General features: G+C 67.3%; 25 protein-coding genes, 1 tRNA gene and 1 riboswitch. Of the genes, 6 read left to right on the top strand and 20 right to left on the bottom strand.

What is annotated here, in order from left to right:
• Together C4N9_RS08485 and C4N9_RS08480 are read right to left on the bottom strand one after the other, a co-directional pair.
• A complete protein-coding gene (locus C4N9_RS08485) occupies nucleotides 1-1,086 on the bottom strand; it encodes a Bug family tripartite tricarboxylate transporter substrate binding protein (protein ID WP_109532880.1) in 1,086 nt (361 codons plus the stop codon).
• A gap of 258 nt (nucleotides 1,087-1,344) precedes the next feature.
• Nucleotides 1,345-2,199, bottom strand: a complete 855-nt coding sequence (locus C4N9_RS08480; protein ID WP_109532879.1) for a DUF4394 domain-containing protein — start codon at nucleotides 2,197-2,199, stop codon at nucleotides 1,345-1,347.
• Nucleotides 2,200-2,400: 201 nt separating this feature from the next.
• Between C4N9_RS08480 and C4N9_RS08475 the strand changes: the two genes are divergently transcribed.
• Both C4N9_RS08475 and C4N9_RS08470 read left to right on the top strand, forming a co-directional pair.
• The gene (locus C4N9_RS08475) at nucleotides 2,401-2,928 is read left to right on the top strand and encodes a sigma-70 family RNA polymerase sigma factor (RefSeq protein WP_109532948.1); all 528 of its coding nucleotides are present in this window, start codon (nucleotides 2,401-2,403) and stop codon (nucleotides 2,926-2,928) included.
• Entirely contained in the window at nucleotides 2,925-3,629 is a 705-nt protein-coding gene (locus tag C4N9_RS08470; protein WP_109532878.1) for an anti-sigma factor, read from the top strand. Before C4N9_RS08475 ends, C4N9_RS08470 begins: the two co-directional genes overlap by 4 nt.
• 50 nt (nucleotides 3,630-3,679) lie before the next feature.
• Here C4N9_RS08470 and C4N9_RS08465 read toward each other — a convergent pair whose 3' ends face one another.
• From C4N9_RS08465 to C4N9_RS08440, 6 genes are all read right to left on the bottom strand, one after another.
• Entirely contained in the window at nucleotides 3,680-4,336 is a 657-nt protein-coding gene (locus C4N9_RS08465) for an energy-coupling factor ABC transporter ATP-binding protein (RefSeq protein WP_109532877.1), read from the bottom strand.
• Nucleotides 4,327-5,112 carry a cobalt ECF transporter T component CbiQ gene (cbiQ, locus tag C4N9_RS08460; RefSeq protein ID WP_109532876.1) on the bottom strand — a complete coding sequence of 262 codons (786 nt, stop codon included), beginning with the start codon at nucleotides 5,110-5,112 and terminating at the stop codon, nucleotides 4,327-4,329. Before cbiQ ends, C4N9_RS08465 begins: the two co-directional genes overlap by 10 nt.
• Before the next feature lie 2 nt (nucleotides 5,113-5,114).
• A complete protein-coding gene (locus C4N9_RS08455) occupies nucleotides 5,115-5,696 on the bottom strand; it encodes a cobalt ABC transporter permease (protein WP_109532875.1) in 582 nt (193 codons plus the stop codon).
• Nucleotides 5,693-6,310, bottom strand: coding sequence for a cobalt transporter CbiM (gene cbiM / locus C4N9_RS08450; protein WP_109532874.1), 618 nt, complete (start codon nucleotides 6,308-6,310; stop codon nucleotides 5,693-5,695). The genes C4N9_RS08455 and cbiM overlap by 4 nt, the downstream gene beginning before the upstream one ends.
• 4 nt (nucleotides 6,311-6,314) lie before the next feature.
• On the bottom strand, nucleotides 6,315-7,106 hold the full coding sequence (locus C4N9_RS08445) for a DUF4198 domain-containing protein (protein WP_109532873.1): 792 nt from the start codon (nucleotides 7,104-7,106) through the stop codon (nucleotides 6,315-6,317).
• 131 nt (nucleotides 7,107-7,237) lie between these two features.
• Nucleotides 7,238-7,444, bottom strand: a riboswitch (cobalamin riboswitch).
• A 141-nt stretch (nucleotides 7,445-7,585) separates the two neighbouring features.
• Nucleotides 7,586-7,662, bottom strand: a tRNA-Met gene (locus tag C4N9_RS08440).
• 180 nt (nucleotides 7,663-7,842) lie between these two features.
• Here C4N9_RS08440 and selD point away from each other — a divergent pair.
• On the top strand, nucleotides 7,843-10,002 hold the full coding sequence (gene selD, locus C4N9_RS08435) for a selenide, water dikinase SelD (protein ID WP_109532872.1): 2,160 nt from the start codon (nucleotides 7,843-7,845) through the stop codon (nucleotides 10,000-10,002).
• Here the strand turns inward: selD and C4N9_RS08430 are convergent.
• On the bottom strand, nucleotides 9,999-10,460 hold the full coding sequence (locus C4N9_RS08430; RefSeq protein ID WP_109532871.1) for an Lrp/AsnC family transcriptional regulator: 462 nt from the start codon (nucleotides 10,458-10,460) through the stop codon (nucleotides 9,999-10,001). The two genes, selD and C4N9_RS08430, sit on opposite strands and share 4 nt — an antisense overlap.
• A gap of 112 nt (nucleotides 10,461-10,572) precedes the next feature.
• Between C4N9_RS08430 and C4N9_RS08425 the strand changes: the two genes are divergently transcribed.
• On the top strand, nucleotides 10,573-12,030 hold the full coding sequence (locus C4N9_RS08425; protein WP_109532870.1) for an aminotransferase class V-fold PLP-dependent enzyme: 1,458 nt from the start codon (nucleotides 10,573-10,575) through the stop codon (nucleotides 12,028-12,030).
• Nucleotides 12,031-12,121: 91 nt separating this feature from the next.
• On the opposite strand, the gene C4N9_RS08420 is transcribed toward C4N9_RS08425, so the two are convergent.
• From C4N9_RS08420 to C4N9_RS08380, 9 genes are all read right to left on the bottom strand, one after another.
• Nucleotides 12,122-12,781, bottom strand: a complete 660-nt coding sequence (locus C4N9_RS08420) for a GntR family transcriptional regulator (RefSeq protein ID WP_210403999.1) — start codon at nucleotides 12,779-12,781, stop codon at nucleotides 12,122-12,124.
• A 45-nt stretch (nucleotides 12,782-12,826) separates the two neighbouring features.
• The gene (locus C4N9_RS08415; protein WP_109532868.1) at nucleotides 12,827-14,050 is read right to left on the bottom strand and encodes a M24 family metallopeptidase; all 1,224 of its coding nucleotides are present in this window, start codon (nucleotides 14,048-14,050) and stop codon (nucleotides 12,827-12,829) included.
• Between the two features lie 8 nt (nucleotides 14,051-14,058).
• Nucleotides 14,059-16,023 carry a hydantoinase B/oxoprolinase family protein gene (locus C4N9_RS08410; protein ID WP_109532867.1) on the bottom strand — a complete coding sequence of 655 codons (1,965 nt, stop codon included), beginning with the start codon at nucleotides 16,021-16,023 and terminating at the stop codon, nucleotides 14,059-14,061.
• Nucleotides 16,020-18,104 carry a hydantoinase/oxoprolinase family protein gene (locus C4N9_RS08405; RefSeq protein ID WP_109532866.1) on the bottom strand — a complete coding sequence of 695 codons (2,085 nt, stop codon included), beginning with the start codon at nucleotides 18,102-18,104 and terminating at the stop codon, nucleotides 16,020-16,022. The genes C4N9_RS08410 and C4N9_RS08405 overlap by 4 nt, the downstream gene beginning before the upstream one ends.
• A gap of 4 nt (nucleotides 18,105-18,108) precedes the next feature.
• Nucleotides 18,109-18,927 (bottom strand): ABC transporter permease, encoded by an 819-nt coding sequence (locus C4N9_RS08400; RefSeq protein ID WP_168192170.1) that lies wholly within the window; start codon nucleotides 18,925-18,927, stop codon nucleotides 18,109-18,111.
• A 1-nt stretch (nucleotide 18,928) separates the two neighbouring features.
• Nucleotides 18,929-19,828 (bottom strand): ABC transporter permease, encoded by a 900-nt coding sequence (locus C4N9_RS08395; RefSeq protein ID WP_109532864.1) that lies wholly within the window; start codon nucleotides 19,826-19,828, stop codon nucleotides 18,929-18,931.
• Nucleotides 19,825-20,901: an ABC transporter ATP-binding protein gene (locus C4N9_RS08390; protein ID WP_109532863.1), complete on the bottom strand. Its 1,077-nt coding sequence runs from the start codon at nucleotides 20,899-20,901 to the stop codon at nucleotides 19,825-19,827. Before C4N9_RS08390 ends, C4N9_RS08395 begins: the two co-directional genes overlap by 4 nt.
• A 135-nt stretch (nucleotides 20,902-21,036) precedes the next feature.
• Nucleotides 21,037-22,122 carry an ABC transporter substrate-binding protein gene (locus C4N9_RS08385; protein ID WP_109532862.1) on the bottom strand — a complete coding sequence of 362 codons (1,086 nt, stop codon included), beginning with the start codon at nucleotides 22,120-22,122 and terminating at the stop codon, nucleotides 21,037-21,039.
• Between the two features lie 160 nt (nucleotides 22,123-22,282).
• The gene (locus C4N9_RS08380) at nucleotides 22,283-23,989 is read right to left on the bottom strand and encodes a thiamine pyrophosphate-binding protein (protein WP_109532861.1); all 1,707 of its coding nucleotides are present in this window, start codon (nucleotides 23,987-23,989) and stop codon (nucleotides 22,283-22,285) included.
• 232 nt (nucleotides 23,990-24,221) lie between these two features.
• On the opposite strand from C4N9_RS08380, the gene C4N9_RS08375 reads away from it, so the two are divergent.
• Both C4N9_RS08375 and C4N9_RS08370 read left to right on the top strand, forming a co-directional pair.
• Nucleotides 24,222-24,980, top strand: coding sequence for an IclR family transcriptional regulator domain-containing protein (locus C4N9_RS08375; RefSeq protein ID WP_109532860.1), 759 nt, complete (start codon nucleotides 24,222-24,224; stop codon nucleotides 24,978-24,980).
• A 40-nt stretch (nucleotides 24,981-25,020) separates the two neighbouring features.
• Nucleotides 25,021-25,689 carry a dienelactone hydrolase family protein gene (locus tag C4N9_RS08370; protein WP_210403998.1) on the top strand — a complete coding sequence of 223 codons (669 nt, stop codon included), beginning with the start codon at nucleotides 25,021-25,023 and terminating at the stop codon, nucleotides 25,687-25,689.
• Nucleotides 25,690-25,752: 63 nt separating this feature from the next.
• Here the strand turns inward: C4N9_RS08370 and C4N9_RS08365 are convergent, their stop codons facing one another.
• Together C4N9_RS08365 and C4N9_RS21860 are read right to left on the bottom strand one after the other, a co-directional pair.
• A complete protein-coding gene (locus tag C4N9_RS08365) occupies nucleotides 25,753-26,067 on the bottom strand; it encodes a DMT family transporter (RefSeq protein WP_109532859.1) in 315 nt (104 codons plus the stop codon).
• 123 nt (nucleotides 26,068-26,190) lie between these two features.
• The gene (locus tag C4N9_RS21860; RefSeq protein ID WP_168192169.1) at nucleotides 26,191-26,361 is read right to left on the bottom strand and encodes a hypothetical protein; all 171 of its coding nucleotides are present in this window, start codon (nucleotides 26,359-26,361) and stop codon (nucleotides 26,191-26,193) included.
• Nucleotides 26,362-26,376 lie beyond the last annotated feature (15 nt).

The raw sequence follows: 26,376 nt of genomic DNA, 5'->3' as shown, positions 1-26,376 counted from the left end.
TCAGCGCGACAGCCGGTCGATATAGGCCTGCATCGTCGCGCGGATCCCGGGCGAGACCTCTTCGACGATCTGCATGACCTCGAGCGCCTCGTCGCGCAGCACCACTTCCGGGGTCGAGCCCAGGACATTGCGCGCGGCCTCGGCCATGGCCGGGTCCTGCATCACCGCCTCGTAGGCCGCGGCGACGGCTTGGGTGATCTCGTCGGGCGTCTCGGGCGGCGTGACGAAGATCCAGGTCATGCCATCGGCGGCCGAGGACAGGTAGCGCACCAGGTCGTAGGCTTCGCCCGACGGCGCCTCGCCCCGCTCTTCCAGCACATAGTCGTAGAACGTGGGCAGCCCGTCGAGCTGGTCGTTCGGCGCCTCGGTTCCGTCCTGGCGGGGACGGCCCCAGTAGAACAGGCCGACGGAATCGCCGGTTTCGACCATCTCGGGCACCACGCTGGTCAGCCAGTTCGACACGGTGCCGTTGCGCATCTGGATCTCGCCGCGCTGCATCGCCGCCTGCGTTTCGGCGCCGCCCCGGAAGCCGCCGACGAAATCGGTCTCGATGCCCAGAAGGTCCATCGAGGCCACGGCGCGGATCTCGCTCGATCCCGGCGTGAAGCCGCCATAGACCACGCGCTCCTGATCGGCAAAATCGGCCCCCGTCTCGATCCCCATCGACGTTGCCGCATGCACGACCCAGGTATTGCCCAGACCGCCCGCAAGCCCGAATTCGCCGAACGGGATCTGCAATTCTTCGGGGTCCAGCACCCGCGTCGCGCCACCCCAGGCCAGCCAGCCCAGCGTCAGCCCGTCGGGTTCGGCGTGATAGACATATTGCATCCCGCGCAACAATGCGCCGCCGGGCATCGGCTCGGCGATGACCTCGGGCTCACCGGGCAGGTGGCGGCCGATATTCGCGGCCAGGATCTGCGCGAACAGGCCGGTCGCGCCGCCCGGGCCGGCATTGTAGACGATGCGTACCGTCTCGCCGCTGAAATCGACCTCGGCCTGCGCCGTCACGGGCAGAACCAGCGCGGTCGCGCAGGCAAGGGCTGAAAGGCGGCGCCGGGTCACGGCGCGGTTCTGGAAAAGGCTCATCGAATTCTCCTCCCTCCGGGACTTCCCGTCGAAGCCCCCTGGCAAAGCCGGGCCCCGCTCCCCCGCAGACCCGATCGTGACATCCTCTCCTTTTGCGATAGCGGAAGGGAAGCGCCCCGTTCGGCAAAGCCGCATTCGCGTTTCGCGAAAGGCGGGCGATCCGGCTGCGCCCCGGGGCACCCCGCTGACGCGTTCAACGCGAAAGCCCCCGACGCAAGGTCGGGGGCCCGGTCGCAGGTCCGGCATTCGCAGCGGCGGTTACATGCCGTGCGAGACGGCAAAGCCGCTGAAGCCGCCCATGCCAAGATCCGCCAGTTCGGTGACCGCGCCACTCGACAGGTCGACCGAATAAAGACCGGCGGAGTCTTCGCCGTCGATCTGCAGGATGGCATAGGCCATGTCCGAGCCTTCCTCCGGCGAGACGATGTCGAAGCCGCCCCAATCCGTCACGTCGATCGCCTCACCGTCGACGGTCAGGTAGCCGACCGAGGTCAGCGTGCCGTCGTTGTTGGCCAGCATGACCAGCGCATTCGCATTGGAATCAAGCGCATATTGCGCCGTGGACGACGCCGTCGACCCCGAAATGGCGTTGGTATAGGCGTTGGCGAAGATCTGCGGTTCCAGATCGGCCGACATGTCGCCCTCGGCGTAATAGGCATCGGTGAACCGGCGGACCGAGTTCGCCCGCTCGTCGTTGTCGCCGAATCCGTCAGGGAAGTAGACGAGGTTCGCCCCGTCCGCCCCGACCGCGCGCACCGCGTCGATCTGGTTGTTGAAATCGAACGCCACGGCGCCGTCGCCGATCATCGCGTCGTCCATGAAGCTGGCGCCCAGATCCGACAATTCGCCGGTTGCGGGGTCGATTTCGTAGATCATGCCGTCGGCATAGCCCAGGAGTTGCCCGGTGACGGGACGATAGGCAATGGCGCGCAGCGGCGTCTCCAGCGCATGGGTTTCCACATTGCCCGGCATGGCGATATCAGCCATGGTGACCAGCGTGCTGCCGTCATCGGCAAGGGCGTATCCCATCACGCCCGCATGGTCGTCGGCCATCGCGGCACTGCCGAAGGTGAGGGTGGCGGCGGTAAGGGCGAGAGTGTTCTTGAACAGCATCGATAACGTCCTTTTTGGTTGCATTGGACCGCGGGCTGCGGGCCAATTCATCCCCAACCACGGCGCGGACAGCCGCAGAGTTTCAGCGCGCCCGATTTTTTTTTGACGGTGACCCTTATCGATACCCTGAAAGACGATACGTCCCGCGGCGGAACGCCTCCGAAACCCGAGGCGGAAACCGCGCTTTCGGCGCCGCAGGCGATGCTTGAGGACCTGATCGCCCGTGCGTCGCTCGGGGACAGAGGCGCGTTCGAGGCGATCTATGATGCCACCAGTCAGAAACTTTACGCCGTGTGCTGTCGTATCCTTGGACAGGGACATGCCGCCGAGGACGCGATGCAGGATGCCTATGTGAAGATCTGGACGCATGCCGGGCGCTACCGCGTCACCGGCCATTCGCCGATGACATGGCTGATCACGATCACGCGCAACACCGCCATCGACCGGCTGCGCGCGCAGCGCAGCGGCCGCGATGTGACCGAATATCACGATATCCACCCCGCCCCGGGATCAAACCCCGAAACCGCCATCCTGGCGCGCGCCGAGGCCGGGCGCATCTCGGCCTGTCTGGACGAACTGGGCGAAGAGCGGCGCCGCGCGATCACCGGCGCGTATCTGGACGGCCTGAGCTACGCCGACCTTGCCGAGCGCGCGGGCATTCCGCTGAACACGATGCGGACATGGCTGCGGCGCGGGCTGATGGCGCTGAAGGAATGCGTATCCCGATGAGCGAGCGTCCCGAAGACACCCTGCCCGAGGACGCGCTGCTTGCCGCCGAATACGCGATGGGCCTGCTCGACGGCGAGGAACGGCGCGCCGCGCGCAGCCGGGTTTCCGACGATCCGGCCTTCGCGGCGCAGGTCGCGGTATGGGAGGGGCGGCTTGCCTCCATGGCCGACTTCGATCCGGTCCCCGTCCCGGCCCCGGTCCGCGCGGCGGTGATGGAGCGGATTTTCCCCCGCCCGCGCAAGGCGCCGTTCTGGCAGCGTCTGGGCCTGTGGCAGACCCTTGCGGGCGGCGCCGCGGCGGCGGCTCTGGCGCTTGCGGTGGTGGCCTTCCGGCCGGCCGATCCCGGCGCGCCGTCGCGCCTGTACCCGGCCGAAATCGTGTCGGTCGAGGGCGATTTCCGCGTGGTCGCGCTGGTCGACATGCAATCGAGCGAGGTTCTTCTGGCGCGCACGGCAGGCGCCGCGCCGGAGGGGCGCATCCTGCAGGTCTGGGCGCATGGCCCCGATGAGCCCGCGCAATCCGTGGGCCTGTGGCCCGCGGGCGACAACGTGCGGCTTCGCCTGCCGCCCGAGATCGCCGCCGTTCAGGGCGTCCTGACGCTGGGCGTTTCGGAAGAGCCGCCGGGCGGATCGCTGACGGGCCGCCCCTCGGGCCGGGTGTTCGGCACTGTCGACATTCCCGGGGTCAGTCCGGCGCGGTGACAGCCCGGCGCTGTAACAGCCCGCGCTGACAAAGGCCGCATTGGCGGCACTCAGCCCGGGACCGGCATCAGCAGCCCGTCCGTCAGGTGCAGGGATCGCGGCGCGACGGCCTGACGAAAGGCGGGGTCGTGGCTGACCAGCAGCATCGCCTGAGGCAGCTCGTTGACGATCGCCACAAGCCGCGTCCAGTTTTCCGTGTCGAGCGCGTTGGTGGGCTCGTCCAGAAGCAGGATCTCGGGCTCCATTGCCAGCACGGTGGCCAGTGTCACCAGCCGCTTTTCGCCGCCGGACAGGTGATGCGTGATGCGGTCGCGCAGATGCGAAAGCTGAAGCCGCGCCAGAACCGCGTCGACGATGTCCAGCGCCTCATCCCGCGTCTTGCCCAGATTGAGCGGACCGAAAGCGATATCCTCGGCCACGGTCGGGCAGAAAAGCTGATCGTCGGCATCCTGGAACACAAGCCCCACGCGCGTGCGGACCGGCCCGAAATCGGCCTCGCTGCGGCGCTCTTGCCCGAAGATCTCGATCCGGCCGGCCTGCGGGGTCAGAAGCCCCACGATCATTTTCAGAAGCGTCGATTTGCCCGCGCCGTTGGGCCCGGTGACAGACAGCCGCTCGCCCGCGCGCAGGTTCAGCGAGGCGCCGCGCAGGATGGGGTCCGCCCCGGGATAGGCGAAATGGATGTCCGATAGCGCGATCAGGGCCACGGGCCGAACTCCAGAAGCAGCAGCACGGCCAGAGTTCCGCACAGTCCGGCACCGAAGGCAAGATCCGCCCGCGTCAGGCGAAAGCTGTGCAGCATCGTGATCCGGCCCGAAAAGCCCCGGCATTTCATCGCGCCGAGAATGCGTTCCGAGCGTTCCACCGCGCGCACCAGCATCATGCCGACCAGATAGCCATAGCTGCGATAGGTGTGCCAGTTCGTGCGCGGCCTGAAGCCCCGGATCTTCATCGCCACTCGCAGCCGCAGATATTCCTCGCGCAGGGTGCCGATATAGCGGATCGAGAACATCAGCAGATGTACCAGCCGCTCGGGCATCTTCAGCGCGTGCAGGGCATGGCCCAGCGTCACCGGCTCCATCGTGCCCACCAGCACCATCAGCGCCAGAACGACGGCATTCGCGGTGAGCGCGATCTCGACAGCCCGCGCCAGGCCCTGCCAGCTGGCCGTGAAACCCCAGAGGGTGACAATCGCCTCGCCCGGCACGGTGAAGGGCAGCAGCACCAGCATGAACAGGATGAAGCCGTCCATCGCGGCCATGCGCTTCAGGGTCGGACGGATGGGCAGCCGCGCGGCCAGAAGCAGCGCCAGCGAACAGGCAAAGGCCAGCCCCAGCACCTCGAGCCGGGAACAGGCGACCACCGCCACGGCAAACAGGCTCGCCCCCAGGATCCGGCTGCGCGGGTCGATGCGGTCGAGCCAGCCTGCGCCTTCGTCACCTTGCGCAAGCGCCGCGCGCCGGGGCGAGAGGATATGCGCCACGGTCAGGCCGCCAGCCGGCGGCGGGCGGCAAGGTAGAAGCCCAGCCCGAACAACCCTGCGATATAGCCGATCCCGCCCAGAATCGTCTGCAGGTCGTTATGGTTCCTGTAGGCGGTGATCTCCTGCCGCAGGGGGCGCATTTCGGTGCGGACGATCTCGGCAATGGCTTGCCGTTCTTCCTGCGTCAGCGAGGCCGCGGCAAGTTGCCCTGCGGCGGGCCCGGCAAGCGCAGTGGCGGGTTGCGCGGCCTCGGGGGCCGCAACCCCCAGGATCGCCGCGACCTCGTCCGCCGGCATGGCCATCTCGGCCACATGCCCGGCGCCAAGATTGGCGCGGAAGACATGGGTCACCGGCGCGGTCGGGGTATACAGGAAGAAGCCGTCGCCATCGGTCACGGTCTCGCCCAGCTTGGTGCCGGTCTGATCGAAAACCTCGACCACTTGCCCGGTCGCCATCTCGCCGTTGGAAAAACCGATCTCGCCCTCGATGGCGCTGCCCGACGGAAAGACCGACGCGATCACGTTATGCGCGAAAGCCGGAAGCGGCATCAGCAGCACCAGCGTCACGATCAGGGCGCGCATCATGGCCGCGCCCCCTGCAGCGCGTTGAACAGATCGGGTTTGACCTGCCGCGCAAGATAGACGGCGGCGGCGGTCAGCAGGGCCTCGATCACCATGACAGGGATATGCGCGACAAAGACGAATTGCGCCGCGGGCACGAATTCGTCGCCCGACAGCATCAGCGAGGCCGCGACCATCAGGGTTGTCGCGCCGATGGCGAAGGCGCCGCCGATCCCGGCCCAGACGGCGCCGGTCACGGGCGACGAGCGGGCGATCAGCGGGCCGAGCATCAGGCCCGAGAGAACGGCGGGCAGCGCGATGTTGAGGGTATTGATCCCCAACACCGTCAGCCCCCCGAAACCGAAGAACACCGCCTGCAGCAGAAGCCCCACGAACAGCGCCGGGAAAGCGGCCCAGCCAAGCACCAGCCCGGCCAGACCGTTGAGGATCAGATGCACCGAGGACGGGCCGATCGGAACATGGATCAGCGAGGCCACGAAGAAGCTGGCCGACAGCACACCCGCCGCCGGTATTTTCTCCAGCGTCAGGGACCTCAGCCCCATGGCGATGCCACCGGCAGCCAGTACGGCCCCGCCGATCACCACCGGATTCGCAAGCGCGCCGTCGACGATATGCATGCCCTTACTCCAGCTCGGTCGCGTGAATCCAGATCACGGCGTCCTGGGACAGTTCCTTGCCATCATGCTCGGTCTCGGGGCCGACGCCCAGCGCGGCGAAGCCCCACCACCCGGCGCGCGGAATGCCGAAGGTGAAATAGCCGTTGGCGTCGCTCAGGGCGACCAGCGTGCCGCCGGCGGGCGGGGTCACCGTGGGCTCCGTCGTCGCCGCGCTGTCCATGTCGGGTTCGGACGCCATGTATTCGATCTCGATCTCGGCGCCGGCGACGGGTTCGCCTTCGGACAGCACACGCCCCGTGAAGGTGGACCCTGCCAGCACGTTATAGGGGCGGTTCAGCGGCTGGATCTCTGCGGGCAGGCCCATCACGTCGGGCCAGTCGGTCGGCAGCCCGTTGCGGTTCAGGAAGACGCGGGTGATTTGCTGGATGTAGATGTCTTCCGATTCCTCGTGATACGGCTCGGGCACCGTCACCAGCACGTAATCGCCCGACCGCCGGATCGGCACCGAGCCGCGAAAGGCGGCGCCGCTGTTCTCGGCCCCCTGAAAATCGACCGCCGAAAGCGTGTCCAGAAGATCCGTCCGTTCGCCGTTATGGACCATGTAGAATTCGCGCGGGGTCGCCATGTCCATGACGTGACCGTTGTCCAGCGGGTGCCAGAAGATCAGCTTCACGGGCAGTTCGCCGGTGCTTTCGACCACGGCCTCGGGCGTATAGATCAGCTGGAAATGCGCCGACGCCGAAAGCGGCAGCAACGTTGCGGCCGTGGCGGCCATGAGAGTGGTGTACAGTTTCATTTTCGTCCTCTGTCTGTCCGCCGGCAGGGCGCCGGACGGGGAGAGACGGACGGGGAGTTTGGCGAGGACGGCCCCTGGCGGGACATGCCCATGCCAGACGCTTTTCCCCGGCGTCCAGTTGCAGGCATCCCTCAGGATGCGTGTGCCCGGCAGGTCTCCTGGCTCGCGGCTCGGACGCCCTGACTGGCCTTCCCGGATTGCTCCAGTGGCATCGTCAGCCGGGCTTGCCGCTCACAGTTGCGGGGACAGCTGCGGCTTTGACCTGGCTGGCAGGTCGCACCGCATTCCCTCTTGCCTCCGCCGTCATGGGTGGCGGAACCGATCACGCCTGCTTGATGCCCGACGACGCGGCACGGGTCAATCGAAACTACGACCGCGCGCGGCCCGTCCGCGACACGCACCGTGTTTGCAACGCGGGTCACGCAAAACCGCACCGCTGGCGGCGACGTCATTAAAACAGGGAAACCCGGGGGAAAGGATGGTAGCGGAGGAGGGACTTGAACCCCCGACACGCGGATTATGATTCCGCTGCTCTAACCAACTGAGCTACTCCGCCCCGATGCCGATCGGTCGGGGCGCGGCCCCGGTGGCTGGCGGCTTCCTAGGCCAGCCCTCGAACAGCGTCAAGAGGGAAATCCACCCGAAGTGGACCGGCGCGGAAAACGCCGCGCGGGCGCTTTGCCGCCTCGCCCGGGCGGGGATCTGCGGCTACATCTGGGAAATGACCGGAGGTGCCATGCAAACCCTGCCCCAGACCCGAGACCTCGTGCTGATCGGCGGCGGCCATGCGCATGCGCTGGTGCTCTTGCGCTGGGCCATGAACCCGCTGGCCGGGGCGCGGCTGACGCTGATCGACCCCAATCCGACCGCGCCCTATACCGGCATGTTGCCAGGCCTGATCGCCGGGCATTTCGACCGCGCGGCGCTGGAGATGGATCTGGTCGCGCTGGCGCGGCACGCGGGGGCGCGGCTGATTCTGGGGCGCGCCGCGGGCCTCGACCCGGCGGCAAGGCAGGTCCTGATACCGGGGCGGCCGCCGGTCCGCTATGACGTGCTGTCGGTCGATATCGGGATCACCTCGGACCTGCCCGCCCTGCCGGGTTTCGCCGAGCACGCCGTCGCCGCGAAACCGCTCGCCGCCTATGCCGCGCGCTGGGACGCCTTCCTGCACGATGCGCCCGACGCGCCCCGCATCACCGTTCTGGGGGCCGGGGTCGGCGGGATCGAACTGGCGCTGGCGATGAAGCACCGGCTGCCGGGCGCCCAGATCACCGTGATCGACCGCTCGGTCGCGCTGCCGCATATGGGCAAGCGGGCGCGGGCGCGGCTGCTGGCGCTTCTCGGCGCGCGGGACATCGCGCTGATCGAACGAACCGAGGCCGTGCGGGTCGAAGCCGGTGCCGTCGCGCTGTCCGACGGGCGCAGCCTGCGCTCGGATTTCACGCTGGGCGCGGCGGGAAGCCGTCCGCAGGACTGGCTGGCGGATACCGGGCTGGCGCTGCACGAGGGCTACGTGTCGGTCGATCCGACGCTGCGCTCGGTCTCGCATCCCGAGATCTTCGCGGTCGGCGATTGCGCGCATATGACGGAAAGCCCGCGCCCGAAAGCCGGGGTCTTTGCCGTGCGGCAGGCGCCCTACCTGCACCACAACCTGCGCGCGGCCTTGTCCGGCGGGGCGATGCGTCCCTACCGGCCGCAGCGCGATTATCTCAAGCTGATCTCGCTGGGCGGCAAGTCCGCGCTGGCCGACAAATGGGGGCTGCCGCTGGCCGGGCGGGCCATGTGGCGGCTGAAGACGCGGATCGACCGCAAATTCATGCGGATGTTTCACGCGCTGCCCGAGATGGAAACCGCCCCCCTTCCCCGACACCATACGCAAGGTCTGGCCGAGCTTGTGGGCGTCAAGCCCCTGTGCGGCGGTTGCGGCGCGAAGGTCGGCCCCGATGCGCTGCGCCACGCGCTGGCGTCTCTGCCCCGGGGCGGCGCACTGGAGCAGGGTGTCGGCGACGATGCGGCGGTGCTGCGGATCAACGGCGCGCGGCAGGTGATCGCGACGGACCATCTGCGCGCGGTGACGGACGATCCGTGGCTGATGGCGAAGATCGCCAGCGTGCATGCTCTGGGGGATGTCTGGGCGATGGGGGCCACGCCGCAGGCGGCGCTGGCGATGCTGATCCTGCCGCGCCTGTCCGAACCGCTGCAAGAGCGGACGCTGGCCGAGATCATGGCCGGGATGACCGAGGTCCTCGCCGAAGCCGGCGCCGATCTGGCGGGCGGGCACACGACGCAGGGGGCCGAGCTGACGATCGGGCTTACCGTCACCGGGCTGGCGGGGGAACGGGTGTTGACCAAGGGCGGCGGGCAACCCGGCGACGCGCTGGTGCTGACCAAGCCCATCGGATCGGGCACATTGCTGGCCGCCGAGATGCAAAAAAAGGCGCCGGGCCGGGCGATTGCCGCGCTCTGGCCGTTCCTGACGCAGCCGCAGGGCCGGGCCTCGGCCATCCTGTCGCGCGATGCGCGCGCAATGACGGATGTGACCGGCTTCGGGCTGGCCGGGCATCTGGACGAGATGCTGCGCGCAAGCGGGCTGGGGGCCGAGATCGCGCTGGACCGGATCCCGCTTTTTGACGGCGCGCTGGCGATGGCCGAGGCGGGCGTGGCCTCGACCATCATGCCCGCGAACCGCGCGGCATTGTTGGGCCGGATCGCCGCGCCCTCAAGCGCGCGGGCGGGCTTGCTCTTCGATCCGCAGACGGCGGGGGGCTTGCTGGCCGCCGTGCCGGAGGCGCGCGTCGAAGCAATGCTGCAGGAACTGGGCGAGGCCGGCTATCATGCCGCCTGCATCGGGCATCTGCGCGACGCCGGCGACGGCCCGGCCTTGCGGGTGGTCTAAAGCGGGATTGGCCGGTCTTCGATCATCGCTTCCATGGCGAAATACGAGGTGACGGCCTCAAGCTCGAGCTTTTCGGTCACGCGCTGATAGACCCGGTCGAACCCGGCAATGTCGTGCGTGACGATCTTCAGCATGTAATCGAAATCGCCGCTGATCCGGTACAGGCTGACCACTTCGGGGATCGATTCCAGATGCGCGCGGAAGCTGCGCAGCCAGTCCGCGGAATGCCGCCGCGTCTTGACCATCGAGAACACGACCAGCGAGGCGCCCGCCGCTTCGCGGTCCAGCCGCGCGGTATAGCCCTTGATGACGCCGCTTGTTTCCAGCGCTTTCAGCCGCCGCCAGAGCGCGTTCTGCGACAGGCCCACATCCTCGGCCAGCGCACGCTGCGAGCGCGAGGATTCGATCTGCAGCGCGCGCAGGATGCGCCGGTCCATTTCATCGAGTTTTTCCGCCATTCTTCGATCATATGACCCAATTTTAGGATCAACAAGCGGAAAAACTGTGAACATCTCGCGCTGAAAGCATGAGATTTCTCTTCAAACACCATCCCCCGAGCAAGAGACCCCCATGCCCAAGGATCTGACCGCCCCCTCTGTCACCCCGTTCGACCGTTTTGCCCGGTCGCTGGTCGATGCCGGCGGGGTCGAGGCGATCCGCGCGGGACTGATCGGCGAGGGCCACGAGATCGTCACGCCGTTCGGGACGAAGACGCTGACCTATGCCGACTACACCGCCTCGGGCCGGGCGCTGATGCAGATCGAGCAGATGGTTCTGACCGAGATCCTGCCGATCTATTCCAACAGTCATACCGAAGCGTCGCATTGCGGTCAGCAGATCACCCGGATGCGCGCCGCCGCCCGCGCCGTCGTCGCGCGCGAAACCGGCGCCGAGGCGGATTGCCACGTGATCTTCGGCGGATCGGGGGCGACCGCGGGGCTGAACCGGCTGGTGGCGCTGGCCGATATTCCCCGGCGCGTGGCGCGGGGCGAGGATGTGCGGGTGATCCACGGCCCCTTCGAGCATCATTCGAACCTGCTGCCGTGGCGCGAAAGCGGCGCCAAGGTGACCGAGATCCCGCGGGCGGCGGGCGGCGGCGTGGATCTGGACGCGCTGGCCGAGGCGCTGGCGCAGGCGAAAGGCGCGGATCTGGTGGTCGGCACGTTCTCGGCCGCGTCGAACGTCACGGGCGAGATCACCGATGTGCAGGCGGTGACACGGATGCTGAAAGAAGCCGGGGCATTGTCGGTATGGGACTATGCCTGCGCCGGGCCGTATCTGCCGATGCAGATGACCGAAGACGGGGTGAAGAAAGACGCCATCGTCTTCTCGCCGCATAAATTCGTCGGCGGGCCGGGAGCCAGCGGCGTGCTGGTCGTGCGCGACACGATGGTCTGTACCGACAGACCCACCCAGCCCGGCGGCGGGACCGTGCAGTTCACCTCGCCTTGGGCCGAGGTCTATTCCCCCCGCGTCGAAGCCCGCGAAGAGGCCGGCACGCCCAACGTGCTGGGCGACATTCGCGCGGCGCTGGCGCTGGAAGTGAAGCGCGTGGTGGGGACCGAGGCCATCGCCGCGCGCGAGCACGTCCTGCGCGCCCGCGCGCTGGCCGCCTGGGCCGATCTGCCGGGGCTGCGGTTGCTGTCTCCTGCCGAGAATGTCCCTGCCCTGCCGATCTTCTCGTTTCAGGTGACGGGCGCGCACGGCCTTGTCCATCCGCAGCTTGTCACCCGGATGCTGTCGGATATGCACGGCGTGCAGGCGCGCGGCGGCTGTGCCTGCGCGGGTCCGTTTGCGCACCGTCTGCTGGGCATCGACCGGGCGACGTCCGAGGCTTTGCAGAAACGGCTGGCGGCGGGCGACGAGATGGCGAAACCGGGCTGGACGCGGCTTAACCTGGGCTGGTGCCATGACGATGCCCAGGCCGACCGGATCATCGCTGCGGTGCGCGACATCGTGCTGCGGGCCGAGAGTCTGGCGCCGCTCTACACGGTCGATCCGGCAACGGCGCGCTGGCGCGCGGCCTGACATCAATCCGGCGGGCCGGATCGGATCCGACCCGCCGTCACCCGGGTTCCGGCGCCCCTGAGGGCACCGCTTTCCCAACCCCGGCTTTCCGTCACCCCTGCCCGCTGCGGCGCATGTAGATCATCGCATAGCCGTCGCGGATCGCCTCGGTGATCTGTTCGAGCCGCCCGTCGATATGAGTCTGCAAGAGATCGCGCGCGCGCCCGGCATCGCCCGCCGCGACCGCCTCGAGGATCTCCAGATGCTCGCCCTGCGTGCGGGTGCGGCGGCCCCGTTCCATGTTGACCCAGCGCACGAACCGGATGCGTGCGTTGATGTCCTTCAGAACGTTTAGCATCTCGACATTGCCCGAGAGCGCGGCGAGGCGTTCGTGGAAACCTTCGTCCAGCCGCACGAGATCGTAGACGCTGCGCGTGGGATCCTCGCGGCGGCTGATTTCCAGAAAGCCCCGGATTTCCTCGATCGCTTCGGGCGACGCGCGCTCGACGGCCAGTTCGGCCAGCATCATTTCCAGCCGCTGGCGCATCTCGTAGAGGTCGAACACCTCTTTCACTTCGAGATTGCGGCGGAAGAATCCCTTGCCGGCGGTGAAGGTCAGAAACCCGTCCGCGACCAGCCGGTTGAGCGCCTCGCGCAGCGGCGTGCGGCTGACGCCGAAGCGCTTGGACAATTCGACTTCGTTGATCCGGTCGCCCGGCAGCAGGTCGAAGCGGATCGCCTGTTCGCGCAATTCCTCGTAGACGCGTTCCACGCTGCTTTGCGGCGGCGGTGTCTCATCCCCTCGCGGCGCCATGGGCTACAGCCTCGCCTGCAGGAAATCGCGCGGCAGCGTGGTAAAGCGCCGATGGCCCTCGGTTGTGATCACGAAACATTCCTCCACCTGAAACCCGCCAAGCCCGCGCATGTAGAGCGGGGTCTCCAGCGCGATCACCATGCCCGGTTCAAGCGGCCGTGTCTCGACCGGCGACAGATAGGGCCCCTGTTCCCCCATCCCCAGACCCATCGTGTGACCGATATGCCCGCGCGTGTACCAGGGAAGGCCCGCGGCGCGCACCGCATCCTGCCCGGCGCGAAACACGTCGCACATCGGCGTGCCGGGCACCAGCAGCGGAATCGCCGCATCCATCCCCGCGCAGACGGCGTCCATGATACGCCGCGCTTCGGGACCGGGCGGGCCGAAGGTCAGCGTGCGCCCGGTATCCGAGCCATAGCCATGGATCGACACCGCGCAATCGAAGAAGACCAGTTCTTCGCCCGTGACGCGCGGCCCGCCCGAGATGACGGGTGACACCGCGCCGCCGATCGAGGCCGTGACGCGCGTGCCGTTGAAGCCGCTGTCGGGATCGCCCGCCAGCGCATCGGTGACGGCGGCGTCATAGATCTGCTTCAGCCCGACGGTATCGAGCCCCTGTAGCGGCGCGTCGGCCACCGCCAGCAGCCCGGTCTCGGCCAGTTGCGTGGCCTTGACCATGCAGGCGATTTCCCAGTCGGTCTTGCATAGGCGCAGGTCGGTGAAAACGCCCGCCGCCTCGGCGAACCGGGCCCGGGGCAGGGCTTCGGTCAGAAGCTGGAACGCCTGTGCGCTGACGCTGTTCATCTCGATCCCGATGCGCCCGGCCTCGAGTCCTCGTTCGGCCAGCGCCTGCGCGAGGCTGCGCATGTTCGCGCCCAGATCGAAACGCGGGCTGGGTTTGGGCGTTTCCTTGGCCGTACCCGCGCGAACCTGTTCCACGTCCCCGATCTCGATCCAGAGCGGATAGGTCCGGATGGTGCCCAGCCGGTTATCGGCGCGCGCCGCGTCCTCGACCCAGCTTGCCACCAGGATCACAGGCTCCAGCGCCGGGTCGGCCGGGATCAGCGCGACCGAGCCGCCGGGATTGTCGAAGTAATTCGCGAAACCCGTGACATAGCGAAAGTTCGCCCCGCCCCAGGCCAGGATCGCATCCATCCCGGCGGCCTGCATCAGTGCGCGCAGACGGTCCATGTCGCAGGGGTATTGGGCGGGGGAAACCTTGGTCATGGCGGGCCTCAGAACAGCGTGTCGATCAGCGCGTCGATGCGCGCGCGGTCGGGCGGATTGCCCGCGCGGGTCTCGGTCAGGATCGCCGCTTCCAGCGGGCCGCGCAGCATGTCGCGCTGGGGTGCGGGCCGGTCCAGAAGCGCCGCGATCATGGCCGCCTGCACCTCTTCGGGCCAGTCCCGCTCGAACGCGGCGCGCTTGGCGCCCCTGTCCGTGCCGGTGGCGGGTTCGTGGCCGCGGCGAAGCTTTTCGGTCGCGGCCTCGTCCACGGCTGCGCCGTCGATCACGACGCCATAAAGCGCCTGCGCCGCCCCGGGCGAGACATAGCCATGCACGACATCCGCCAGCACCTGAGCGGGCGGGCGCTGGAACGGATCGCCGTAGCCGCCGCCGGTGGGCGAGACAAACTCGACCCGGTCGCCGCGCTTGAGTTCCACAAGATCGATCTGGCCCAGATCGCGCGCGCTGTCGGTGCCGGGGTTCAGCACCACCTGCGTGTTCGCGCCCGCCTTGCCGCCATGACTGCCCCAAGCATTGAACTGGAACCGCTCGAGCCCGCGCGCGGTCAGGGCGGTGCCGTCCTGCAGGTTGCGCATCCGGAACCGGATCCCGGCCCCGCCCCGCAGCCGCCCGGCGGCGGCGCTGTCGGTGGCGTATCCGTATTCTTCGACGATGAGCGGCATCTCGGCTTCGAGCACCTCGTTGGGCACGTTGCGCAGCCAGCCGCCGGTAAAGGATGTGCCATCGACGCCGTCCTGCGCCGGGCGCCCGCCCGATCCGCCGGTCAAAGGCTGGGCCACGGTGATCCGCCGCTTGCCGGTTTCCATGTCCATGTTCGACACCAGAACGATGGCGATCGCCCCCGCCGAGGCTGCAGGCGTCGCGTCGGGCAAAGCCTGTGCAAGACAGGCCATGATGCAATCCATCACCCGGATGAAGGTCGCCGCGCGCACGCCATAGGCGCGCCCCGGATCGGGGTTCAGGATCGTGCCCTGCGGGATGGTCATTTTCATCGGGCGGGTCAGGCCCGAATTATAGGGGATCTCGGGGTCGAGCGTGCGGAAATAGTTCAGCATCGCCAACGACATCATGTAATGCCCCGGCTGCCCATAGGTGGGCAGGTTGAAGGCCGCGCGCACCTGCAGGTCCGAGCCGGTGAAGTCGAGCAGGATCTCGTCGCCGCGGACCTCCATCGTCAGGGCGATGCGGATCGGACGGTCGACGCCGACTTCGATCTCCATGTAATCGGAGGCCGAATAGCGCCCGTCGGGGATCGTCGCGATGATCTTGCGCGCGCGTTCCTCGGCGCTGGACAGAAGGTCGGCGATACCGTCGCGCACCGCGTCGCGGCCATAGCGGACGGCCAATTCCTTGACCCGCCGTTCGGCAGTGGTGAGCGAGGCCAGCTCGGCCTTGATGTCGCCCCAGTTCTGATCCGGGATGCGGCAGTTCAGCAAGATCAGCCTGACCACATCGTCATTCATCACACCCGCCTTGATCAGCTTCAAGGGCGGGATGCGCAGCCCCTCTTCCCAGACATCGCGCGCGACGGGCGTGATCGACCCCAGAACGCGCCCGCCTACGTCCGAGGAATGGATGAAGTTGAAGGCAAAGGCGATGATCTCGCCCTCGACGAAGATCGGTCGCCAGACCCAGATATCGGGCAGGTGCGTGGACAGGCCGCGCGTGGTGTCGGGATCGTTGGCGATGCAGACATCGCCTTCCTCGTAGTGCTCGAAGGCGCCGATCGCTTCCCAGCCGGGCAGGCCCACCATCAGGCTGACGGCGGCCTCGGTCGGTGCGGCCAGAACCTCGCCCGTGGGCGCGACGAGGCAGGCGCCGAAATCGCCGGTCTCCTTGACGAAGACGGTGAAGCCGGTGCGCAGGGTGACGCTGGCCATTTCCTCGACAATTGCCTGAAAGCGGTTGCGGAAGATTTCCAGCTGGACGGGGCTGGTCTTGATCGGGCTCATGCGCTGGCCTCCGCGATGCTGTGTTCTGCCGCGCCGGTAACGCCACGCAAGCGCCCGACGAGATTGCCGAACGCGTCCACCTCGGCGGTGAAATCGCCGGGCAGGTAGATCGTGGTATCGGGCGCCTCGATCACGGCGGGACCGTCGATGACATGGCCGGCCTTCAACGTGGCGCGGTCGTAGAACGCGGCATCGACCTCAGCGCCATCCTCGATCAGCGGGGCTGTCAGGCGCGGTTGCGGGCGCTCGCCGGGCGTCGCTTCGGCGATCTTCGGCACCGCATCGACGCGCGGGATCAGGCCCAGCACGGTGACGCGGGCATTGGTGATCTCGACCAGCGCCTCGGGATCGGAAAAACCGTAGATCCGCTCGTAAGCGGTATGGAAGGCGGTGAGTAGCGTGTCGATGGACACCGCCTCGCCCTCGGGCAGCGGCACGGTCAGGTCGAAGCTCTGGCCGTGATAGCGCATATCCGCTGAGCGCTGCCGCTCGATGCCGGTGATCCGCTCGGGCTGGCCATCGAGCCAGGCATCGCCCTCGGCCATCAGCGCGTCCCAGGCTTCGGTCAGCGAGGCGGCGCCGGCATGGGCGGGCAAAGTGCGGATGAAGTCCTGCCGCAGATCGGCGCCCAGACTGCCCTGCGCGCAGAGTGTCCCCGGCGAGGCAGGCACCAGCACCGCGTCGACACCCACTTCGCGCGCCAGAAGAAACGCATGCTGCGCCCCGGCGCCGCCATAGGCCAGCAGCTTGAAGTCGCGCGGGTCAAGCCCCTTGCGCGCCATGAGCGGCATGAACTGCGCGAACATGTTGGCAGTCGTCACGTCGAGGATCCCCTGCGCGACCTCGGCGGTGCTGAGCCCCATCGGGGCGGCGATGGTCTGCAACGCGGCTTCGGCCTTGGCGCGATCCAGCCGCAGCCCGCCGCCCAGCACGCGGTCGGGGGCATAGAGACCGATGCGGACATAGGCGTCGGTCACGGTGGGCTGCTCGCCCCCATGGCCATAGGCGGCGGGGCCGGGCATCGCGCCCGCGCTGTGAGGGCCGACCTTCAGAATGCCCGAGGCATCGAGCCACGCGATCGACCCGCCACCCGCGCCGATGGACGAGATATCGACGGCGGGCATGATCAGCGGGAAATCCCCGATCCGGCTTTCGGTGGAATAGAGCACGTCGCCGTCGATGATCGCCACATCGACCGAGGTGCCGCCCATGTCGAAGCCGATGAGCTTGTCGTAACCGCCCGAGCGCCCGACCATCAGCGCGCCCATCGCCCCCGAGGCGGGCCCCGACAGCAGCGTTTCGACAGGCGCCTCGGCGGCGCTGGCGGCGGCCATGATGCCGCCATTCGACTTGGTGGTCATCAGCCGCGCGGTCAGCCCGGCCTCGGCCATGTCGTCGTGCAAACGGGCGTAATAGTGCTTCATGCGATCGCCGATATGGGCGTTGATCGCCGTCACCAGCCCGCGTTCGTATTCGCGCTGCTGGGGCCAGACCTCGTGGCTGGCGCAGACATAGGTGCCGGGGAAGACGCGGCGCAGATGGGCCGCAAGTGCGGCCTCATGCACGGAATTGCGATAGGAATGCAGGAAAACGATGGCCAGCGTCTTTGCGCCCGCCTCCAGCAGGTCGCGCGCAGCGGCCTCGGCCGCGTCCAGATCGAGCGGGGTGATGACCCGGCCATCGACGCCCAGCCGCTCGTCGATCTCGCGCACATCGTCGCGGGCGATCAAGGGCTTGATACGCTCGACATAGTAATTTGTCGGATCGGGCAGCCGCAGGCGGCCGATCTCCAGCACGTCGCGAAAACCCTTGGTGACCAGAAGCCCCGCGCGGTCGCCGTTGCGCTGCAACAGCGTATTCAGGCCCAGCGTGGTGCCATGCACGAAGTAGCCGATCTGCGCGGCGGGAATGCCGTGTTCTTCCTCAAGGATCCGCACGCCATTGCGCACCGCCTGCGCCGGGTCCGACGGGACCGAGGGCGTCTTGAAGGACAGCGTTGCACCTGAAACCTCGTCGACCACGAACAGGTCGGTGAAGGTGCCGCCGATATCGATGCCCAGGCGGTAGCGTTTGTCGCTCATCAGATTATCTCCCCGACCCCATCATTTTCAGCAGCGCATTGCCCCGGACCACGAAGGGCACGATCAGGATCACCGCGAAGGTGAAGACGATCAGCAGCGTGGACAGGGCGGCCAGCGTGGGGTCCTGGTATTGTTCAAGGAACAGGTACATCTCGACCGGCAGCGTGTTCACATCGGGCCGGACGATGAAGATCGTGGTTTCCACCTCGTCGAACGAGGTGATGAAAGCGAAGATCCCCGAGACCAGCAGCGCGCCCTTGATCTGCGGCAGAACCGCAAGGCGGAAGGCCTGAAGGGGACTTGCGCCCAGATCGCGGGCGGCTTCCTCGACGATGGGATCGACCTCGCCGAAACTGGCGGTCAGGATCGCCACGACGAAGGGCAGCATCAGGATGGAATGCGCCAGCACGACGCCCGCGAAACTGCCGTAGAGCGGCCGCGCCAGCACGATGAACAGCACGAACAGCGCGAAACCGATGGCCACGCGCGGCACGACCAGCGGCGCGAACAGCACCGCGCGGAAAGCGGCAAGACCGCGCATCCGGATACGGGCCAGCGCATAGGCGATGGGGGTGCCAAGGATCAGCACCAGCAGCGTCGACAGCACGCCCACCTGCAACGAATTCCACGCGCCGCGCCGGAAAGCGGGGTTATCCAGCACCCGGCGATACCAGTCCAGCGTGAAGCCCTCGGGCGGCCAGGCGCTGAATTGCGAGGCGTTGAAGCTGTTGATCACGACGATCAGGATCGGCGACAGCATGAAGACGATGACAAGGATCAGCACCGCCCGCAGCGTCCAGAATTTCAACCGGGATTCGGGCATCTCAGCTCTCCCTCGCGGCATGGGTGGCGCGGTTGACACGTTCAAGCACGAACAGCACCGCCAGAGCCGTGACCAGCAGCACGATGGCCTGAACGGCGGCCATGCCCCATTCGATCATGCCGATATTCTCGTAGACCAGCTGCGACAGCGTCAGCACGCGTCCGCCGCCCAGCAGGCTGGGCGTGACGAAGGCCGACGCGGACAGCGCGAAGATGATCTCGGCGGCGACGATGACGCCGGGCAGCGTGAGCGGCAGGGTCACGCGGCGGAACACCGTCCAGCCCGAGGCGCCCAGATCCAGCGCGGCCTCGCGGTAGACGGGCGGCACCTGCGTCATGGTGTTCAGGATCGGCAGCACCGCATAGGGCAGCACGACATGGACGATGGCGATGATCACGCCGGTTTCGTTGAACACCAGCCGGATCGGGTCGATGCCGAACAGCAAGCCCAGCGTCTGATTGACGAAGCCGTTATCGGACAGCAACAGCAGCCAGCCATAGGCGCGGCTGACCATGCTCATCAACAAGGGCGAGAACAGCGCGATATAGGCAAAGGCCAGAAAGGCGCGGCTTCTGACCCGCAACAGCGCTGCGGCTACCGGATAGGCCAGCGCCACCGACAGGATCGTGGAAATGCCCGCGATGCGCACGCTGTTCCACAGAACCGACCAGTTGAAACCGTCGGAGGCGAAATCCATCCACAGCGACAAGCCCATCCCCATCCCGTTGGCGTCGCGCAGGTTCAGCGAATAGGTGCCCAGCATCACCATCGCGCCGAAAAAGGGCAGCACGATCAGGAAGAAGCCGGGCCCGATCAGCAGCGCCAGACGCACCCAGCGCGGCAGGACGCGACCGGGCGCGGCAAGCGGCGCGGCAAGCGGCGTGGCAGTGGCCCCGCTCATTCGATATCCTCCGCGACCGAGGTCTGACGGATCTGCACGGCGGCGTCCGGAGCCCAGCCGATCCGGGCGCTCTCTCCATCGCGCAGCGGCGCCCGGTCGGCCAGCGTCTGCACGATCAGCGTCCGGTCCGAGGCGGTCTTCATGCGGTAGAGCACGGTCGAGCCCATGAACTCGGCTTCGGTCACGGTGGCGTCGATGCCCTCGGCGCCGGGCGCACGGATCTCGATCCGTTCGGGACGCAGCGACAGCATCACTGTCTCGCCCGCGCCCAGTTCCTCGGCCGGAACGGAAAGCGGCAGGCCCTCATGGCTCAGATGCGCCGCGCCCGAGGTGACGTTGTCAATCCGCGCCTCGATCAGGTTGGTGCGGCCGATGAAGGATGCCACGAAACTGGTCGCGGGTCTGAGATACATCTCGGCAGGCGTGCCGATCTGCTCGATCTTGCCGCCATTCATCACCGCCAGCCGGTCGGACATCGACAGAGCCTCGGCCTGGTTATGGGTAACGTAGATGAAGGTCGTCCCGGTGGCCTTCTGGATGCGCCGCAATTCGCGCTGCAGGTGAAGCTGCAGCTTCAGGTCCAAGGCGCCGAGCGGTTCGTCCAGCAGCAGCACGGCGGGTTCGTTCACCAGCGCGCGGGCAATCGCCACCCGCTGTTGCTGGCCGCCCGAAAGCTGCGACACCGCGCGTTTCTCGAACCCGGTCAGGCTGACCACGTCAAGGATATCGCCCACCTTGCGCTTGATCTCGGCCCCCGGCAACCGTTTCAGGCGCAGGCCGAAGGCCACGTTCTCGAACACGTCGAGATGCGGGAACAGCGCCATTTTCTGAAACACGAGATTCGTCGGCCGCTTGTTGATCGGCACGTCGTTCATGCGCTGGCCGCGGATCGTCACATCGCCCGATGTCGGCGTCTCAAGCCCCGCGATCATCCGCAGGGTGGTGGTCTTGCCGCAACCCGACGGGCCCAGAAGCGAGAAGAACTCGCCATTCTCGACGGTGAGATCGACATTGCTGACGACGCGGTCGGATCCGAAGATCTTGTCGACGGCGGAAAGGACGATATCGGCCATGAGCCATCCCGTGTTTGGGGCCCGCTTCCGGGGCGGCGGCGAAACAGTGCGCCCCGGAAAACGGGACACGCGACCCGGATCTGGTACAGGGAGAGGGTGAAGACCAGCCCGGGCCGCGTATCGGTTGCGGTCAGATCAGAGATTCGCCTTCACGCGGCGGTTCCACATCCGGGACCATTCCGGGCCATTGGCGGCGATCTTCGCGTAATCCAGCTTCTGCGCATTGGCGATGGCCTCGGGCGAGATCGCCGGGTCGGCAGCCATGTCCTCGGGCAGGTCGACATTGTCCATCAGCGGCACGACATAGGCGGTCTGGCAGTAATCCAGCACGTTCTGCGGCTCAAGCGATTTGCTGACGAGATCGTAGCACACATCGAGCTGCGCCTCGGTCGAGCCGTTGACGACCTGGAAGCCTTCGGGGAAGGCGACCTGCCCCTCTTTCGGCACCGCGTAATCGACGGGCGCGCCGCCATTGCGCCACGGCAGCGCGACACCGCGGAAATGCGGCATCACCACGACTTCGCCCGAAACCAGAAGCTGCTGCGCCTGGCTGTTCGAGGTGAAGAGCGAATGGATCTGCCCGTCGCGCGCAGCCTGTTCATAGATCGCCATCGCCGGCTCGATATCGTCTTCCGACCCGCCATTGATCAGCGCGGTCGAGACCAGCCCGTTGCCCGGCCAGAAACCGTCGAACATCGCTACCTTGCCGCGCAAGGCCGGGTCGAACAGGATTTCCCAGCTATCGGGGGCCTCGTCGAAATAGTCGGTGTTATAGACCAGCCCGCAGACATCCATGCAGAAGAACGCGCCAAGATCATTTTCCTGCCGGTAATCGGGCAGGATATTCGCCACCGCCGGCACGTTGTCGGGCGTGATCGGCAGCCACATGTCCACGAGCTTGCCGCGCTCGGTCGCGTCCATGTTGAAGAAGCCCAGATTCAGCAGCGGGTCTTCGGGGTCGATATCGCGGCTGGCCTGAAGCTGCGGGAAGGTCGCGCCGTTCGTCCCGGCAATCATGTCGATGGTGACATGCGGATTGGCGGCGACGTATTCCTCGGCGATCCGGCGCGGGACGGGTTCCTGCGCGCCGGTCCAGATGAACTGGGTGACCGAAACGTTTTCCTGCGCGCGGGCCAGGCCCGGCAGGGTGCTGGCCAGGCCCAGCCCGGCGGTTCCGGCCAGGAAATGCCGGCGGTTCAGGTGAAACTTCGATTGGGACATCCCTGTCACTCCTTGATCGGGGGCCTTGATCGGGGGCGAGGCCCAAGGGTTGGATCGGACCGGGGTTGGTCCCGGCCAGCGTGTTCAGGCCCCGGATTCTGTGTCCGGGTGCCACCGCCCCGGCGCGCGGCTTGCTACGCGCGCCGGGGCGGGTCGTCCCTCAGCCCATCCACTGGCTCACGGGGGCGGCCGTGTCCTGCAGCGGCTGGCTGATCACATCGATCAGCGCCGGGCCATCATGCGCCAGGGCGGCGCGGATCGTCTCGTCAAGCTTGGCCGGGTCATCGACCGTCCAGGCCTCGACGCCATAGGCCCGCGCGACGGCGGCGTGATCGGTGCGGTTGAAATCGACCGAGAAATAGCGCTCTTCGTAGCCGGCCTTCTGGCTGGCCTTGATCCAGCCGAAGACCGAGTTCGAGAAGACGATCATCTTCAGCGGCACGTTGAAGCGGCGGATGGTTTCCAGCTCGCCCACCGTGAAGCCGAAGCTCCCATCGCCCATCAGCGACAGCACCGTCGCGTCGGGGCGCCCGAACCACGCGCCGACAGCGGCCGACATCGAATAGCCCAGCGCACCCTGCGCGCGGTTGGTGATGACCTGACGGCCTGCCCGCTTCTGGCGGTAATGGGCCGAGACATAGGGGCATGGCGTCCCGGGATCGGCGACCAGGACGGCATTGTCGGGCAAAAGCCGGTTGAGCGCGTCGATCACCGCCTCGGGCTTGACCGGGCTATCGGTCGACGCGGCCAGCGCGGCGAAATCGGCGCGTTTGCCGTCGCGCGCGGTTTTCGCCAGCGCCGCGCCGTCGCCGGCGCCGTCGAAGCGGCCGTCCAGCCCCGCGCCAACCGCTTCGCCCAGCGCTTCGAGCGCAAGGCGGGCATCGGCGACGATGCCGACCTCGGTCTGGTAGTTGCAGGAAATCACCATCGGGTCGATATCGATATGCACGATCGGCACGCCCGGGCCGGGCACCGTGCGGTGCTCGGTCGAGGTCGAGCCCGCGCGGCAACCGATGAAGACCACCAGATCGGCCTTCGACAGCACCTCGCGCGTCTGCACCACGCCGCCATTCGCGCCGACCACGCCGACCATCAGCGGATGGTCATCCGACAGCGAACCCTGCCCGCTGATCGTGGTGCAGACCGGGGCATTCAGGCTTTCGGCCAGCGCGGCCAGCGCGCTCTCGGCGCCCGAAATCACCACGCCGCCGCCGCAGACGAAGACGGGCAGCTTCGCCGACAGGATCGCCTGCGCCGCGCGCCCGATCTCGGCGGGGTTCGCCCCCGGGCGCCAGGCGGGATAGCGGCCATGCTCGGGCTGGGCCCAGATCTTCGCGTCGGGCGCGGGCTGTTTCTGCACGTCATAGGGCAGACCGATATGCGCCGTGCCAGGCTTGCCCGTCGTCATCGCGCGAAAGGCGGTGCGCATCGTCTGCGGGATCTCGCCCACCGTGTCGATCACCTTGTTCCACTTGGTCAGCGGGCGATAGAGCGTCGTCTGGTCCAGTTCGGTCAGCGGAAAATGGCCCCGCGCGCTGACCGGCACATCGGTGGTGATTGCCAGAACCGGGACCGAGCTTTCGTTGCTTTCCACCAGCCCCGGCAGGATATAGGTCGCACCCCCGCCCGACGGCCCCTCGCACACGCCGACCTTCCCGGTCACGCGGGCATAGCCATCGGCCATGTAAGCGGCGCTGCGCTCGTCGCGGGTCAGGACATGGGTAATGCCGTGATCGAGCCGCGCCAGCGCGTCGTAGAGCGGCAGCGAGGTATCACCGCACAGCCCGAAGACATGCGTCACGCCGTGCGCTTCAAGCATGCGCACCACCGCTTCCGCGCCATTGAGCTGGTTATGAGTCCTGTCCATGCTGCCCTCATACAGTGCTGTATACAGATAGTAATACAGAAATCGCGGGATGACGGAAGAGCGAAAAAATCGTTTATTTAACTGGAGATTGGCAAATCCGGTCGAAACACGCGCACTCTGGCGGTCCCTGTCGCCCCCTTTTCCACGTTGCAGACCGGCAAGGGTTTTGCGCCTGCCGTGGCTGCGCTATCGTGCCGGTGATCGAAGGGCGCGGCAGTCGGGCAGGCAAGTCATGGGCATCGAACGGGATCTGATGGGCGGGCTTGCCAAGGGTCTGCGGGTGATCGAGACCTTCACCGCCGACCGCCCCCGCCAGTCGATCAGCGAGGCTGCGGCGGCCTGCGGGCTGGACCGCGCGACCACCCGGCGCTGCCTGCTGACGCTCGCGCATGAGGGCTATGCCGATTACGACGGCAAGTTCTTCACCCTGAAGCCCCGCGTGCTGAGGCTGGGCACCGCCTGCCTTGCGACCATGCCCTTGCCGCAGATCGTGCAGCCGCATCTGGACGCCTTGTCGGACCGGATCGGCGAAAGCACCTCGGTCTCGATCCTCGACGGGGACGAGATCGTCTATGTCGCCCGCGCCGCGCAGCGCAAGGTGATGTCCATCGCGCTGATGCCCGGCTCGCGACTGCCCGCCTATTGCACCAGCATGGGCCGCGTGCTGCTGGCCGCGCTGGCACGGGATACGGCGGCGGAGATCCTGGGCACCGCCCCCCTGCCCGCCCGGACACCGCATACCATGACGGATCCCCGGCAGATCCTTGAAGAGCTGGGCCGGATCCGCGCGCAGGGCTTCGCGGTGATCGACGAAGAGGTCGAAATCGGCCTGCGGTCGCTCGCCGTGCCGCTTTTCGACAGCCACGGGCGGGTGACGGCGGCGTTGAATGTCGGGCTTGCGGCCTCGACCCATGCCGCCGCTGCGCTCACCGACACGTTCCTGCCTGCGCTTGTGGACATGCAAGACAACCTGCGCGGCCTTCTGCGCTGAGACCCATCGCCCCGACGGGGCCCCAAAGAACGGAGACATCATGACCGCCATCACCCTTACCGCCAGCGACGGGCACGACCTGGGGGGCTATCTGGCCCTGCCGCAGGGAACGCCGCGCGGCGGCATCGTCGTCATCCAGGAAATCTTCGGTGTGAACGTCCATATCCGCGACATGTGCGACCGGTTCGCCGCAGCAGGATATGCGGCGCTGGCACCCGCGATTTTCGACCGGATCGAGCGGGACTTCGAATGCGGCTACGAGCCCGACGACATCGCCATGGCCCGCGCCTTCATCCCCAAGCTGGACTGGAACGGCGTGATGCTGGACACCGAGGCCGCGCGCGCCGAGTTGGCGCAATACGGCAAGGTCGGGATCGTGGGTTATTGCCTGGGCGGTTCGGTCGCCTTCCTTGCCGCTGCCGAGATGGACGGGATCGCCGCTGCCTCGTGCTATTACGGCGGCAAGATCAAGGACTTCGCCGACAAGAAACCGCGCTGCCCGGTGCAGTTGCATTACGGCGCGCTGGACAAGGGCATTCCGCCCGAGAACTACGAGGCGGTGCGCGCGGCGCGGCCCGATTGCGAGTTCTATTTGTACGAAGAGGCCGATCACGGCTTCAATTGCGACCGCCGCGCCAGCTTCCATCCCGAAGCCGCCGCGATGGCCCAGAAACGCACCGAAAAACTGTTTGCCGAACACGTCGGCTGACCGCGTCGCCCCGCGCGCAGACATCCCCGTCTGCGTCGCGGGGGCGTTCGTCGGGGCGGGGCGTCAGGTGTCGAGCTTCATCAGCGTCATGCCCGCAACGATCAGCACGGCGGCGGCGATGCGCGTGGCATTCAGCGCCTCGCCGTGCAGGATCACGCCGGCGATGAAGGTGCCGACCGCGCCGATCCCGGTCCAGACCATATAGGACGGCCCGGCGGGCAGCTCCTTCATCGCCACGGCCAGCAGGCTGAGCGAGGCGACGATGCCCACCACGGTGACGATGCTGGGCACCAGCACGGTGAAGCCGTTCGAGGCCTTCATCGTCGTCGCCCAGACGATTTCTAGCAGTCCGGCGATTGCCAGCAGGATCCAGGACATGGTCGGGGCCTTTCGTGTCGTGACGCGGCGGATGCGCGGCGTGCGGGGGCAAAAAACCGACGGCGCCGGGGCGCCGCCGGAAGGGCCGGGCCTATTGCCCGGCCGGACCGAGGTTGTCAGACGTTACTTCTTCAGCGCCTTGTAGGCGTGGTGCTCGTGGCGCCAGCCGAAGATGATGGCGACGACGACCAGCGCGAGGCTGGCGGCGACCCACATCCCCTCGACCGAGCCGTGGCCCGCATAGATCGCGCCGGTGATGCCATCCCAGGAGGTCGCGGTGAACGGAGCTTCCATGATGTTTTCCTTCCC

This window comes from Pararhodobacter marinus (assembly GCF_003122215.1).
Taxonomy (GTDB): Bacteria; Pseudomonadota; Alphaproteobacteria; order Rhodobacterales; family Rhodobacteraceae; genus Pararhodobacter; species Pararhodobacter marinus.
This window is presented reverse-complemented; position numbering and strand designations above follow the sequence as displayed.